This window comes from Acinetobacter sp. CAU_H_29a_1, from assembly GCF_058599505.1.
The window spans coordinates 1849811-1863573 of sequence record NZ_CM178655.1 but is presented as its reverse complement, the minus strand read 5'-3'; the positions used below and the strand labels follow the sequence as shown (position 1 = coordinate 1863573).

15 protein-coding genes and 1 tRNA gene are annotated in these 13763 nt (G+C 42.7%); all 16 read left to right on the top strand.

Annotated features, from left to right (window positions below; translation table 11 throughout):
- The first annotated feature begins 194 nt into the window (after window positions 1-194).
- The 16 genes from AC4MDD_RS09175 to AC4MDD_RS09100 all read left to right on the top strand — a co-directional run bounded on the left by AC4MDD_RS09175 (window position 195) and on the right by AC4MDD_RS09100 (window position 13758).
- A tRNA-Met gene (locus tag AC4MDD_RS09175) sits at window positions 195-271 on the top strand.
- Between the two features lie 1064 nt (window positions 272-1335).
- A complete protein-coding gene (locus AC4MDD_RS09170) occupies window positions 1336-1677 on the top strand; it encodes a hypothetical protein (RefSeq protein ID WP_004693401.1) in 342 nt (113 codons plus the stop codon).
- A 280-nt stretch (window positions 1678-1957) separates the two neighbouring features.
- Complete coding sequence (locus AC4MDD_RS09165; protein ID WP_176537797.1) at window positions 1958-2257, top strand: DUF4258 domain-containing protein; 300 nt, start codon at window positions 1958-1960, stop codon at window positions 2255-2257.
- Between the two features lie 8 nt (window positions 2258-2265).
- Window positions 2266-2724: a helix-turn-helix domain-containing protein gene (locus AC4MDD_RS09160; protein WP_419283564.1), complete on the top strand. Its 459-nt coding sequence runs from the start codon at window positions 2266-2268 to the stop codon at window positions 2722-2724.
- Window positions 2725-2763: 39 nt separating this feature from the next.
- Complete coding sequence (locus tag AC4MDD_RS09155) at window positions 2764-3393, top strand: putative metallopeptidase (protein ID WP_491881462.1); 630 nt, start codon at window positions 2764-2766, stop codon at window positions 3391-3393.
- Between the two features lie 47 nt (window positions 3394-3440).
- A complete protein-coding gene (locus AC4MDD_RS09150; protein ID WP_087010888.1) occupies window positions 3441-3947 on the top strand; it encodes a DUF2280 domain-containing protein in 507 nt (168 codons plus the stop codon).
- Window positions 3944-4555 (top strand): phage portal protein family protein, encoded by a 612-nt coding sequence (locus AC4MDD_RS09145; RefSeq protein WP_491881461.1) that lies wholly within the window; start codon window positions 3944-3946, stop codon window positions 4553-4555. Before AC4MDD_RS09150 ends, AC4MDD_RS09145 begins: the two co-directional genes overlap by 4 nt.
- Window positions 4552-4950 carry a hypothetical protein gene (locus tag AC4MDD_RS09140; RefSeq protein ID WP_491881460.1) on the top strand — a complete coding sequence of 133 codons (399 nt, stop codon included), beginning with the start codon at window positions 4552-4554 and terminating at the stop codon, window positions 4948-4950. The genes AC4MDD_RS09145 and AC4MDD_RS09140 overlap by 4 nt, the downstream gene beginning before the upstream one ends.
- Window positions 4950-5363: a hypothetical protein gene (locus tag AC4MDD_RS09135; RefSeq protein ID WP_491881459.1), complete on the top strand. Its 414-nt coding sequence runs from the start codon at window positions 4950-4952 to the stop codon at window positions 5361-5363. Before AC4MDD_RS09140 ends, AC4MDD_RS09135 begins: the two co-directional genes overlap by 1 nt.
- Window positions 5353-8964, top strand: coding sequence for a hypothetical protein (locus tag AC4MDD_RS09130; protein ID WP_491881458.1), 3612 nt, complete (start codon window positions 5353-5355; stop codon window positions 8962-8964). Before AC4MDD_RS09135 ends, AC4MDD_RS09130 begins: the two co-directional genes overlap by 11 nt.
- A 52-nt stretch (window positions 8965-9016) precedes the next feature.
- Window positions 9017-10327, top strand: coding sequence for a hypothetical protein (locus tag AC4MDD_RS09125; RefSeq protein ID WP_491881457.1), 1311 nt, complete (start codon window positions 9017-9019; stop codon window positions 10325-10327).
- The gene (locus tag AC4MDD_RS09120; protein WP_491881456.1) at window positions 10324-10620 is read left to right on the top strand and encodes a hypothetical protein; all 297 of its coding nucleotides are present in this window, start codon (window positions 10324-10326) and stop codon (window positions 10618-10620) included. The genes AC4MDD_RS09125 and AC4MDD_RS09120 overlap by 4 nt, the downstream gene beginning before the upstream one ends.
- Entirely contained in the window at window positions 10617-11003 is a 387-nt protein-coding gene (locus tag AC4MDD_RS09115) for a hypothetical protein (protein WP_491881455.1), read from the top strand. The genes AC4MDD_RS09120 and AC4MDD_RS09115 overlap by 4 nt, the downstream gene beginning before the upstream one ends.
- A 17-nt stretch (window positions 11004-11020) precedes the next feature.
- Entirely contained in the window at window positions 11021-13099 is a 2079-nt protein-coding gene (locus tag AC4MDD_RS09110; protein WP_491881454.1) for a hypothetical protein, read from the top strand.
- A complete protein-coding gene (locus AC4MDD_RS09105; protein WP_058869408.1) occupies window positions 13092-13322 on the top strand; it encodes a hypothetical protein in 231 nt (76 codons plus the stop codon). Before AC4MDD_RS09110 ends, AC4MDD_RS09105 begins: the two co-directional genes overlap by 8 nt.
- 64 nt (window positions 13323-13386) lie before the next feature.
- On the top strand, window positions 13387-13758 hold the full coding sequence (locus tag AC4MDD_RS09100) for a hypothetical protein (RefSeq protein ID WP_087010935.1): 372 nt from the start codon (window positions 13387-13389) through the stop codon (window positions 13756-13758).
- Window positions 13759-13763: the final 5 nt, after the last annotated feature.

The window sequence follows — 13763 nt, the reverse complement described above, 5'->3', positions numbered from 1 at the left end:
GAATAACCCAAGTTGTTTTTAGAGGGTGAAAAGAGAAGATTGAGCCTCTATCGAGCATCTCATCCAGCTTTTATAACTGAAGCAATTTTAGGGTAGGCTTTAGATATTTTGAATTTCGTTAATACTATAAGTGTTTATATTTCAAATAAAGTTTGCTTTGTGGTTGCTTAGGGCGTATAAAGCTAACTCGTTGATGCGGGATGGAGCAGTCTGGTAGCTCGTCGGGCTCATAACCCGAAGGTCGTTGGTTCAAATCCAGCTCCCGCTACCAACGAAAAAAGATTCAAAGTTTATAGCCTAGTCCCCGTGGATTAGGCTTTTTTTATGGCGGCTTGACTTTATTCGTAGTGGTTTAAAATTTAATGCCGCCACCCAGATTTTACATACATCAAAGCTCGGTCAAATGACTGGGCTTTTTTAATGCCTGAGATTCTATAAACCTGACTCACTGGTGATCTTATGAAATAACGTCAGCCATTAGGTAATTCGGATTTGTGACGCTATGCATTCATTTGCTCAGCTAAAAGCGCAAACGGTGGGATGCTGAAACCAGCCGTATAAATTGGTTTGAATCCAATGTGATTTCGTCACATATTGAGTTAGCCTTAGAGCCATAAATTGTGGGTGACACCCCGACTAATCAAGATGAAAGACACAAAGCGGATCAATAGCTAACTTTGAGAAGTTTATTGTGTCGAGTAGCGGTAGATCAGTTGCCGAGCTGGTCAATATCGTAATCTAAGGCAAAGGTGTGGCAATTTGCCACATCCTTTTTTTATTGCCCTGAGAAATATTAGTGTAATCACACCAAGTTAAAATGCTTGATTAGCCAGGAGTAAAATCATGCTTAGATTACTGATGTGCTTATTCGGCCTGCATGGTGCGACTGAGATCGATTACACGATTGATGATGAAGAAATCAAGGTGTGTCGTGATTGCTTGAAAGAAATTAAGTGATATTTAAGAAATTGAGTGATTTATTCATCATAGTGAAACAATGGGATTATATTCTGTGAAAAATAAAGATGAATTAAAGAATTAGTAATAAAGCGCAAATTTAACCCGCTTACTTTGGGAGAGGTAAGCGGGTTTTTTATTGAGCAATTTACATTTCCTTTTAGCCGAACGGATTACGGCACATAAAACCCTGCTCAATATGCATTATTGGCGGGTTTTTTCTTATTACTAAAATATACATAACCCATAGTTTCATTATATGGGATGTAGGTCATTAGATATAAACTGAAGCTTAGAAAATATTTGTTAAAATATTGTGCTTGTTTAAATATTTTAATATGTTATCAATCTACCTTTACATTATATATCGAGATTTTTATGAAAATCGCGGTTATTGGTGGGGTAGCTGCAGGTAAGGTTAGGGAAATTTTAGCTGTAGGGGGAGTTGCTGACGAAATAGAGTGGCAATGTGAATACGAAAAACCAGTTGCACCAATAATATTTAGCGCTGGGTTTCAGAAAGTTATTGCCAAGCCTGGAGTGGCTGAAATAGAAAAATATAGACTTAAGATTTTAGAAAGAAATGAAGAGTTAAGGCTTTTTTATGTTCTCGAATCTATGGAAGAAGATTTAATTAACACTCAGTTAGATGAATATTGGTGCAAATCAGATATCTTGGGGCACAAGAGGAAATTTGAGTCTTCAGATGTTCTAGCTTGACTCGTAATGAGTTGCTGGCAATTGACGGCATCATGATTAAGTTGAAGGATCGGATTAAGAATTTGCGTGAAGCGCTATATGGATGAGAAAGATACAATCAAAATGATGCATTGCGACAAGATATAACGCCTTTTACGAACATCAGGGTTGCCTATCGACTTTACATGTGGTAACCGAAAAACATTGACCGAATATTCTCAATGGAATACTATTCGCATATACCGCTAATAATTAACGGTTCTGCGCGAATCATTCAACCTAATCAATAAAGTGTCTGTATATGTGTTTAACCGAAATTGAAGCTAAGCGTAAGCTTAGAGAAATTGCAAAAGACACTAGAAAGATCAAACTAACAAAACATGTTAGGGAGAGAATGCAGGAGCGCGGTATCTCGCTTAAACAGATTATTTGCTGTTTTGAGCACGGAGATATTACGGAAGGTCCATACCTAACTACCCATGGAGATTGCCAACTGAATATTTCGGTTCGCACTGCGGGTGAGTTTATTACAACAGTGGTTGTGATTAAGGTTCGTGAAAACGGGGACTTTTCCATTGTTGTTACTACATTTAAAGAATAGGCACAGTTATGTATCACTATGAAGAGTGTGGTTTAAGCAATGTTTGGCTTGTTGATGGTTTTGAAATTGAAACCGATGAAGAATATGGTGAATTGGTGTCTATTGCATCAGTGAACGAACTTCATAAAACAATTGGCCTCTATTTGATTAATGAAAAACCAGAACTAAATGGTGAAGAAATTCGCTTCTTGCGAAAAGAACTAAATCTTTCGCAGAAAAACCTAGCAGGCATTTTAAGCGTCAACGAGTCCACTGTTCGTAACTGGGAGAGTGATCGTGTAGAAATTGGGAAGCCTGCTGAACTTGTCTTGAGAGCATTATATAAAGAGCAGGCCCATGGGGGTGGTGCTCTTATAGAAATGATTGAGAAGCTTAATCATCAAGAACGGACTCATGAGACTGATAATATGAGTTTTTCGTATTCTCGGAACCGATCATGGAAACACAGAGAGCATGATGCAAGATAACTAAACCACCTTCGGGTGGTTTTTTAATGGGCGCAATATATGAAAAGGCCACAACCACCGGAACGACTTCTAAATATAGACCCTTTAGATAATGTTGATTTTGAGCCAGCAAAGGAGCTTGAAGAGTGGATTATCGATACTTTCATTTCCAGTGATGGAAAGCTTTATAACCCTGATCATTCACACATATCGCCGTGGCCTAGCACCTTATTTAAAGTTCTATGGGCATCTTCAGCATTCATCAAAGCTGACAGAGTTGTATTGGGCCAAACTGAAAAGTTTGCTCCGATGGCAGGCGGTTGGCGCAAGTTGCGACAAGAAAAACAAATGATTGATTGGTTCGGCTGTGTGCCCGATTTCATTATCACTATTGATGCAAAGTTCGCCTCACAGGCAAGTGATACAGAGTTTTGTGCGTTGATCGAGCATGAGTTGTATCACTTGGGTGCTAAGCGAGACGAAGATGGGAATTATCTAATAAGCCCCTCAACAGGTGAATATAAATATTATTTACGACCACATGATGTAGAAGAGTTTCATGGTGTGGTTCAACGCTATGGTGCATCAGATGATGTACAGAAGATGGTAGACCTTGCTAATGATGGGCCAACAATTGGAAAAGCTAAAATTGCACACGCTTGCGGTACCTGTCTTTTAAAATTGGCTTAAATTTTTTTTGCCATTTTACTTGGACGTACTTGGACGGATTTAGATAAATGGCAAGACTTAATAAACGGGTGAAACTCTATATAGTTCGGTCATTAGCAACCTATGAGACACCCACTGAAACTGCTAAGGGCGTCCAAGAAGAATTTGGCATTACGGTAACGAAACAACAGTGTGAAGCATACGACCCAACCAAAAAGACAGGGCAGGATTTAAGCGAAGAATTCAAAAAGGAATTTTATCGAATCCGAGAGGATATGAATAAGAACGTTAATTCAATTCCTATCGCAAATATTGCTTATCGTTTAAGACGTCTTCAAAACTTTATCGATCATGATCGCTACAAAGATAACGCCGTGATTGTTCCTGATCTATTAGAGCAGGCTGCAAAAGAAGTGGGTGGGCTATACACCAACCGTAAAGAAATTACTGGAGCTGATGGTGGACCAATAAAAACTGAGAATGAACAGACTCAGCCCCCTATGTATACCCCTGAGCAGCTTGCTGGGATGTCAGCGCAGGAGCTATCTCGCTTAGCAATTAATGGCAAATTATGAGTTACGCAATTGAAGAAATAGCGCCCCTCATCAAAGAGTGGACGATTAGCACACGTTTGCCTGAAGTCATTGCTGAGATGACCAGACGTTACTATTACCGAGCAGTAATTGAGCAAAGTGAACTCAGCATTCAAGCAGAGATATACAAGTGCAAGAATGATCCAGCACATTGGTTTAATCATTGGGTACAGTGGATTGGTGAAAAGCCAATGCAATGGTTTGAGCCTAAAAACGATGGACGTTTAATCTATCGTCAAGATGGAGGCGGCACAGATCGGGAAGTTGATCAATTTCTTAAGTTCTTTCTTACTCGTCGTAAGGCCACATTTGAACAACCTTATGGCAAAGCATTACTGGCAACACTCTATTGGTTGTTTTTCTTTAAACAGAATGGATTTAAATTCTGGGCAAAGTTCTTGGAGCGTTTTGGTACTCCGATCTTACTGGGTAAAAAGCCATTGCAGCAAATAAAGGTATTGCGGATAGCACGATTACAACACAAGCCTATATGCTTGATCTTGATGTTCAGGTTGATGCCACAGGCAAAGCCACAGTTACTAAACTGGGTGAGATCCAGCAGGCTGCAATCGAGACTCAGCGCACTGTGAGTCAAGTTAGCCAAGTGACTTCACGTGAGCAACCTGAAATAAGCCCTGAACAACAAGCCACCAATGACCACTGGGATGATTTCAAAGCTAAGATGAAAGCGCGTACTGATGAGCTGAATGCAAAATCACAAGCACGTGGTTCAGGTGGTGGTAATGCTTCATTACTGTCAAATGGTAGTGATTCAACTCAGCAAATTTCCGCCGTGCCTGATGCGCCACTTATTGCGACTAGTCTTGATATTCAACCAATGGAAGGCATGGAGACCAAGCAAAGTGTGGAGATCAAAATTGATATGGGAACGGGGCAGACAGCGACAGTATCAGCGGCACCCGATCAAGCCACAGCTCTTGAGGAAATGATGCGAGAACTCGAAGTAATTAAAGGAAGATCGTAATGCGATTAACACGAAAGTCGACCGGAGAAACCATCCAACTTGAGGATGGTTTTTTTTGGTCTGATGAAAACTGGTCTGAGATCGAGCAGAACCAGGAGTATGCCATTAGTGGGGCTCTGATCATTCAAGAGGGGCGTAAGCAAGCAGGTCGACCAATCACATTACAGCCAGCCAATAAAACTAAAGGCTGGATCAAGCTGAGCGACCTGAACACGCTTCGTTTATGGCAGAACCTGCAAGAGCAATTCACACTTCAGTTTGAATGGCCACATGACCAGCGTGTGTTTAATGTGATTTGGAATCATAAAGACGGTGCATTGGAAAGCTCTACAGTTAAAGGCACTCCAGCAACATCACTTGATACTTATTTTAACGTTACCATGCGATTCATTGAGGTAAGCGATGACAATTGAAACCAATAATTTAAAGCTCCTTGAGTCAGAACGCATTCGTACAGATGCTGATGATGGTGGGGGCAAATACTCAGGCCGTGAAATTGTCGATGGTCAGAGCAATAACCTGTTCAATGATATTTCCGAGATGGACCGCACCACGGGCCGTACTTCTATCCAAAAGATCTATGCTGCAGTGGATACAGCGGATACTGATGCTTTGATGGGGGCGACAGTATTTATCTCTCAAAATGCACAAGATCCGAATGTCTCCGCCGTGTTATTCAGTACCGATAGCTGGACAGATGAGCGTAAAGAAGCGCAGAACCGCATTGAAAACTATAATGCCAAAGGCGCACAGATTGCTGGCACACCACTCGATACACATTGGAAAGGCATGAAGTCTTTACAAGTGGCCATGTTTCCCCAAGAAGCGGAAAGCGCTATTGGTACATCAATTGTATTGATCTCGAATGAAGGTAAAACTTTAGAGATTGAGCAATACTTACGGATCACTGAGGTGTCAACAAGAACTGCTTATGTGATGGTCGACGGCAAACAGGTGGAATATAAAATTGCCACTTATGGCCTCAGTGATGCATTAAAAGCTGATTTTGTGGGGCTATCTGCAAAGCAATGGTATAGCGGTGAAAAGAGTACCACCATCATCCGTGACACTATTGTGGCGGATACGGGGAAGTATTACTCTAGTGCGAATTTAAAAGAAGCTGCACAAGTCGGTGATTATTCTGTGGTTGCTGAGGATGTTTATACGCAGTTAGTTCCCTCAGCGCAGACTGAAACCCCGATGGTGAATATCAATGCTGCAGGTGACTCTGTGGCTCTGGTGAAAGCCAAGAATGGTGTGCTAAGTATGACTTTTAATAATGTCACCATTAATACCGTGTCGAGCTTATATGTCGGCTCGTCGGTCATGCCAAAATCAGTTGAGTTTATTTTATTTGGCTCAGCGATTACCGACGTCGGTGGTGAACTTAAAAATGCCGCTGGTACATCCATTGGTACCATCAACTATCAAAACGGCTCTATGGCTTGGAATGCAAGCGCGGGGACAGGAACTACCAACCTCACGATTAACTTTATGCCTGCAGCAGCGGTGACAGCACCTGTTGAATCTGAACTGATCTATGTCAATCAAGAGAACATCGGTTTTAACTGGTTGCGTAACTTGATCCCGCTGCCATCTCCGGGCAGTTTGCAAGTGTCGTACTTGGTGCAGAATCAGGTCTACACGCTTCGAGACAATGGTGCTGGGCAATTGCGTGGTGTTGATTCATCCTTTGGCTCTGGCAGCATTGATTACGATACGGGTACTATGTCGCTCACCACGGGTGAACTTGCAGATGTCGGCAGCGCAATCCTGATGACATGGAGCAATATGATCACGGCTCAGGAGCGCTCAGGATTAACCATCAATAAAGCCTATGTCGAGATCCCTGTAAACGATTCGATTGTGGCAGGCACTTTAACTGTTGGTTGGTTGTTGAATGGCGTCGCCAAGACAGCAACCGATAATGGCCAAGGGCAATTCACAGGGGATGCCACAGGCACCATTGACTATGCGGATGGTATAGCGAAGCTGATGCCGACCTTATTACCCAATGGCGGTACCACGTTTAATGTATCAGGTCAGAAAGGTACTAAGTCTTCAGTTCAGGTGACTGCGGTACCGACCAGCGGTACGATCTCGATTGAATTGGACAATGGATCTGCTGCGCTGATTCCCAAGTCTGTGAAAGTCCGTGTACCCGTTAAGTATATGAGCCACACAGGTGAGGTTGAGCTGCGCGATATGCCGATTGATGCCACTACAGGACGTTTAATCAATGGTGAGGGGCAACAACAAGGCACCATTAACTATTCATCTCGTACCATGAGTATCACCCCAAGCACATCACTTGAAGCGATCGAGCGCGAGAAGATCATGCGCCCTTACTACGGAACGCATAATACATCGCAGGAGGCCATTGCGGCAGGCATGCTGGGAATGACGATTAAGTATGAAAATACCAGTGAAACGCATACTTTAAACCTGAATGAAGTAGCAACTGCGGTGACTGTGAGTGTCTCGTATCGAGATAGCTCAGCCGCTGCCTCTTGGTCAGATACAGTGATTGGTTCTGTGCTAAAAACGGATTTAACCGAAGGCTTTGCTGAGCAGATTCTTGCAGGTTCGGTTCGCTTTACCTTAGCTAGCTCAACCTATATCGATAAACTCGGATCACTGTATCGTAATCCATCAGTAACTACGGGTGCGGGAACAGTGGCTGGCCAGATCCATTATGGAAATGGAGCCGTAGAACTATCCGCTTGGGATGTAGGTGGGGCGAATAATCCAACTTTAGAGACCTTAGTGACTCAGCTTGAAAGTGTAAAAACCAACCAAGTGTCATATCGCGCACCGATGATACCTATCCGAGCACAATCCTTAACCCTGTCAGCCACTAAGGTGGAAGGTGGTGTTTTGAATATTATGCCAGCGGGATCTGGTGTGATTAATACAGCGGAATGCGACGGTTTCTTTAACTTTGATCAAGGCTATGGCCAATTTGTTTTTCGAGAAAAGATCGAAGTTACCAGTGCCAACCGTGCTGAAATTATGGCGCAGGATTGGTATGTGGCTGAGCTGGAATATACCAAGGATGGCAAGCAGTGGATTCATAAGCCCATCATGGTCTTGCCTGAAACTATCAAATACAGCGCAGTCGGTTACAGCTATATCCCGATTGATGCTGAGTTGCTGGGCTTATCTGCAGTACGTTTGCCGATTGATGGCCGAGTTCCAATTTTCAGATCGGGTGAGATTGGGATTGTCAGTGCGAGCAAGTCGCAGGAATTACCTGATTATATTGTAGGAAAGATCTATGCATTAGCAGATCAGCGGATTTCTTGGTGCGAACTTGAAGATGCGGATGGGATTAAAATTCCATTTGATTTGTACACGGTGGACTATGACTACGGCAAAGTGACTTTAAACGGTGATTTTGCATTAGGTAATCTGACTGGACCACTGACAGCCAAGTATCGCTATCAAGATATGGGTTTGGTTCGTGATGTCAAAATCAATGGCCAAGTGACTTTCACCAAGCCTTTGACGCACAACTACGATCCAGCGCATACCATTGTTGGTTCAGCACTGGTGATTGGTGACATGCAAGCACGCTACACGCGTAAATTTGTACAGTCGACGTGGGACAACCTTTGGAAAGATGAGGCGGTGGGGGCGGCAATTTCAGCCAACTACAATGACACCCTATTTCCGATAAGAGTTACGAATAAGGGCAATATTCAGGAGCGTTGGGCGATTGTTTTTACAGGCACTTCAGCTTTTCGAATCATTGGTGAATATTCTGGTCAGATTGGAACCGGGGTGATTACAGAAGATTGTTCTCCAATCAACCCAGTGACCAATGCACCTTACTTCACTATCCAAAAGGAAGGTTGGGGTAGTGGCTGGGCGAGTGGCAACGTACTGCGTTTTAATACGATTGCAACTAATCATCCGATTTGGGTGATTCGTACAGTGAAGCAGTCCGAACCAACAGTATTGTCTGATTCATTCCAAATCATGCTGCGCGGTGACATTGACCGAGTGGCTTAACTTTTAATTCAAATATGACCGCTTCGGCGGTCTTTTTTATGGACCCTTAATTATGGCAACAGATGTAGATGTTCAATATTTTAGCCACTTAAATAACTTAGTCTTGGGCAATAACTGGGGAGATTTAATTCGATTACTCGATAAGGTCTTAGTCACAGGTATTGATTTTACTCAGATCACTGCGGCAAGTATTGATGAGCAAGGCGATGTTTCGATCACTTTGTTTGCAGCACATAATGCAATGTTGTTTCAGGTGGTGGAGTTATCGGGTTTTACTCCTAATTCACTCAATCAAAAATATCGAATTAAAGGTGTGCCCAATACGACGCAGCTCATTTTAAAGCCTGTGTTAGATATTACTGAGCGCTCAATTATTACAATGGGCACTGGAAAGTTAGCTTCACTTGGTTATGACATTATTTTTAGAGATACGAATGATGTAAAGCGAGTTTATCGTGCTAAAAACCCTATAGCGCAACACCCTTTTATCCGGGTGGATGAAAGCCTAACCAGCCCAGACGGAACATCGGGAGTTTATGCAGAAACCTATGCAAAATACGCCATGGTTGGTCTATTGGAGCACATGAATCATATCGATGACTTTAAGAACCCAGATGTGCTCCAATTACCCTTTAACCCCTCTAATCCAGGCTATAATTGGCAGGTAAGTGGCACTGGTAGTGCAGTAGTTAGAGGTTGGTCTAGGTGGTATTGGGCACGTAACCTTGATATGAATGCTTCAGGAGGTAATGGCGATGTGGATGCTCCAACCGGTAATAATAGACGCTTTACAATCGTAGGGGGAGGGGACGCTTTTTACTTTATAAGATCTCATTTACCTGGTTCATACAGGAAAACTGTGAGTGGGTGTGGTTTGTATGACAATTCCATTCCTAATGATGTTATCCCTAATTGGTATTTATGTAGCTGCTTGGAGACTACTAATGCTAGCGCTAATACTGGGTTTTACAATCGTGTAGGCGCAACCCCAGTGAGTAATGGTGGTGAGATTACCAGCGTGACTAATCCAGGGGTGATTCTAGTACCCAAATACACACTCACTTCTAAATTATCTACGCATACATATGCGCAAGGTATAGCTCCGAACTATAAGTCAGGTGGTAGTAGCCCCTTATATAATGGATCGATAGGAGGGGTGTCTGCTTTAAATATCCCAATCTATGCAGCCACCGATAAGATTTTACTCGGAACACTCAAACATATTTGTTATGCCGGGGATAATCTAAGCGCCATATATGCAACCACCCCAAAACTAACTGGGAGTTCAATGTATGTGGCAGAATGTTCTCTTAATGGAAGTGGTGATGGTGGTTTTTACTACTATCTTGGAGAGCTTGAATGAAACCTATCTCTTTTAAACCATTGCTGTCGGATTATCTTTTGCAGAGTGTAGCGACTGGCGCTGTGGTGGCAAAAATTACGGGGTCTGTCAAAAAGCTAGGTGAGAAATATCAAGATGCAACGATAGTGCTCTACAACAAAGGAAACTTACAGCCAATTGCAATACAAAAACCTGATGTAAATGGATCTTATCGTTTTTTAGGGTTAAATACCAATTTAAAAGCATTTGTTGTGGCATTTGATCAGAATCAACAATACAACGCAGTCGTTCAAGATAACGTGGTGCCAAAATGAGTAAAACATCTATCAATGCTCGACTTTCCGTGATTCAAGCCTTTGCAGGTTTTATGGATAGCGGTAGCCAAAGTGCTACCGTTATTTTTTATGAGGGTGTGCAACCCACAAGCCCTGCAATTGCAGTAGGTCCAGAAAATGCTTTAGTGACCTTAGCCTTTCCTGAGCCATGCATTAAAGAAACCACGGCCACCTATGTTGAGTTACATCCAACTGACACAGGTTCGGTTATTAAGACGGGCACAGCCACATGGGCGCGTATTTTCAATGGCGCAGGCGAGGTGGCAGCAGATTTAACTGTAAGTACAGATATATCACTAGCCAATACTAATCTAGTTGTGGGCGGCACGCTGTTCATCCAGTCCATTAAACTTAGACCGTAACTAAAAAGGGTGCTCATGTGGATTTTAAAAATAAGCTCGGCACCGTTGATGCGCACAACCTAAACTTAAACTTTAAGCCTGAAAATACCGATAGCCATAACATCATTCTCAATTTTGAGCATATAGCCGACAGCTCGACCAATCTCAACTTTGGTGATGAAGTATCTGCAGTTATTGATACAGTACTTGTTACTGAGTTTTCCTTTGAAGTCACATCAGTCTATGCTGACAGTGGTGCAAATACTGCAGTCATAGACACGGTGTTAGATACCGAGTTTAGTTATGAAGTTGTTGCAGTCTTTAAAGATAATATCGATGTTGTTGGGCAGATTGATACCGTCTTAGACACCAGTTTTAGCTTCGACATTGTTGCAGAGTTTGCTGAAAACCTGTGTACGATTGATACTGTCTTAGATACTGCATTTCAATTTCAAATTGATGCGGTATTCGATATTAATCACATCGTCGGAGTGTCTTATGCGTTTGATTCTAGTTATCAAAAAGCAATAGCTGCTTTAAGCGTGACGGAAATACCGTGGGCAAAACCAATATTAAGAGTCTCGAATAAAGCTCTTTTTTTTGATCAAGGATTAGTGATCAGTCATGGCAATGACATTGGATTTCAGCGTGGACAGACGTTATCTGAATCCATCCATAGCGCCTTTGATCAAGGTGCAAAGCTCAGCCGCAACCAAACGGTACGCTGGCAAGAAAATCTCCAAATTCGTATTGCGCAGGATTTGTATTTTGATGAGTCAATCAAGATTCAATTGAACCGTGAATTCGCCTATCAGGAGATGATCCGAAAGCGGCGCAACATCTCTTATTCACATCAGGTCGCGCATGTCTTTGAAAAGCGCTTTAGCTTTGACTGGGACAAAGGCTTGGAGCTGGTTACACAGGACGAAATTTCGTGGGATAAGGCCAAATCCATCCATTATCGTAAGCATCCAATTGAACCATGGCCAGAGCCTGAAACTCCTCAATATGAAGGGACGGGCGATCTTGAGTTTGTATGCCTATGCCATGAGTTGGATGCACACAATGTTGAACTCAACTTCGGTGCAGATGATTGTATACCGGGCATACCGAATCGTAATTGGTGGTACATATTGAATAGTTTATCTGTGACGCGCCTCGACAATGGCGTAGCAATTGAAGTCTATGACGGGAATTACAGTACTGATCGCAGCTGCTGGTGTTGGTCCTATAGTTTGACCGTACCTGCATCCGAGATTGGCAAGCTTGAACCGATCAATGGACAACCTGTGATTTTAAAAATTATCGTGAATGGTACCGAGCATCAAATGCTGCTTGAGAACCGACGACGTTCTCGTAAGTTTGCCCAAGACACCTATACCTTGATTGGTCGCAGTCAAACGGCACTGCTTGCTGCGCCGACAGCGCCACTACGCTCATTCTTACAAGAGAACGATCGAACCTCCGTCCAGTTATGTCAGGCAGAGCTTGATCGCGTGTTTAGCGATACGGTGCTGAATTGGCAATTGATCGATGCACTGGTCTGGATCGTTGAGCGTGAATGCTTAAGTTATTCCAATTTAGCGCCAGTAGATGCCATAAAGATGGTGGTTGAAAGTGGCGGTGGGTTTATTTATAGCGAAAAGGGCAGCAATACGCTGACGATCAAGCCTCTTTACAAAAAGACCTTCTGGGATGTGTTGTCGATCGCTGAATATGATCGCTTGTTGCCTGAGTCTGCGGTAGTGAGTCAATCGACTGATTATCAGATCTATCCTGATTACAATGGTATTACGCTGACCAATGATCGTAAAACATTGGTGGCTCAAGTGAAACGCACTGAAACCAGTGCAGACACATTACTACAGCCTGAAAACAACCCGCTATTTAACCATGTCAGCATGGGGGCTTATGGTAAGGCTAAGCTTGCCAAAGCAGGAATGGTCGAAACACACACCTACAGTATGCCGATTTCGCCTGAGGTGGGTGAATGTGTGCCAGGAGAAGTACTGGCCTTTAATGCAGAATGGTGGGGGATTGTAGATAGTGTCAGCGTCTCGTTCAGTCATGCAGTGGTCAATCAAACTGTGAAAGTGGAGCGTGTGAATCGTGAGTAATGCATTACAGCGTTTAATTGATTTGCTTCCTACGGCTGCAGAGTTTGTAGGAACTATTACCAGTGTGGACCATCCCAACTACAAAGTGTTGGTAGTAGGTGGATCAGGCTTAAATCTGGTCACCAGCTCAACCCGCTATAACTTAGGAGCATCTGTATTCGTATCTGATGGTGAGATTAAACGACTCGCACCATTGGGTGAAGTGATTCAAATAGAAGTTTAAGTTTTTAAAAAGTATATGGCGCTCATTAAGCGCTTTTTTATTGCCAAAAAATTAGGAGTGGTCTATGAATGACCCGTTAAGCATCAAGGGCCTACCATGGCTTTTTAAAATTATCGCTGCAGTGGTTGGGGCAATCTTTGCTCTGACGTTATCGGGGGATATCGACACCGAGGGACGAATTAAAATCACGATGGGGGTGATTATGAAGTTCACGTTTAGTGTGGCGATTAGTCTGTATGGTGGTTCAGCATTTATTGAATATTATGGTTGGCATGTCTATTCACATATGACCCAAGGTTTTGTGATGTTGATCTTTGCGATTTTTGGAATGTTGTTAATTGGCATCTGGTATCAAGCGATTCAGCTATTACGTGGTAAAACCATTGGTGAATTAATCTTTGAAATTCGTTCAGCTTTTAAAGCAATGTTTAAGTGAGTAAG

Bases quoted from the DNA above. Each gene is read 5' to 3' on its own strand.
- AC4MDD_RS09100 (WP_087010935.1), top strand. From the start codon at position 13,387: ATGAATGACCCGTTAAGCATCAAGGGCCTACCATGGCTTTTTAAAATT.
- AC4MDD_RS09115 (WP_491881455.1), top strand. From the start codon at position 10,617: ATGAGTAAAACATCTATCAATGCTCGACTTTCCGTGATTCAAGCCTTT.
- AC4MDD_RS09160 (WP_419283564.1), top strand. From the start codon at position 2,266: ATGTATCACTATGAAGAGTGTGGTTTAAGCAATGTTTGGCTTGTTGAT.
- AC4MDD_RS09145 (WP_491881461.1), top strand. From the start codon at position 3,944: ATGAGTTACGCAATTGAAGAAATAGCGCCCCTCATCAAAGAGTGGACG.
- AC4MDD_RS09170 (WP_004693401.1), top strand. From the start codon at position 1,336: ATGAAAATCGCGGTTATTGGTGGGGTAGCTGCAGGTAAGGTTAGGGAA.
- AC4MDD_RS09135 (WP_491881459.1), top strand. From the start codon at position 4,950: ATGCGATTAACACGAAAGTCGACCGGAGAAACCATCCAACTTGAGGAT.
- AC4MDD_RS09125 (WP_491881457.1), top strand. From the start codon at position 9,017: ATGGCAACAGATGTAGATGTTCAATATTTTAGCCACTTAAATAACTTA.
- AC4MDD_RS09155 (WP_491881462.1), top strand. From the start codon at position 2,764: ATGAAAAGGCCACAACCACCGGAACGACTTCTAAATATAGACCCTTTA.
- AC4MDD_RS09130 (WP_491881458.1), top strand. From the start codon at position 5,353: ATGACAATTGAAACCAATAATTTAAAGCTCCTTGAGTCAGAACGCATT.
- AC4MDD_RS09165 (WP_176537797.1), top strand. From the start codon at position 1,958: ATGTGTTTAACCGAAATTGAAGCTAAGCGTAAGCTTAGAGAAATTGCA.
- AC4MDD_RS09120 (WP_491881456.1), top strand. From the start codon at position 10,324: ATGAAACCTATCTCTTTTAAACCATTGCTGTCGGATTATCTTTTGCAG.
- AC4MDD_RS09150 (WP_087010888.1), top strand. From the start codon at position 3,441: ATGGCAAGACTTAATAAACGGGTGAAACTCTATATAGTTCGGTCATTA.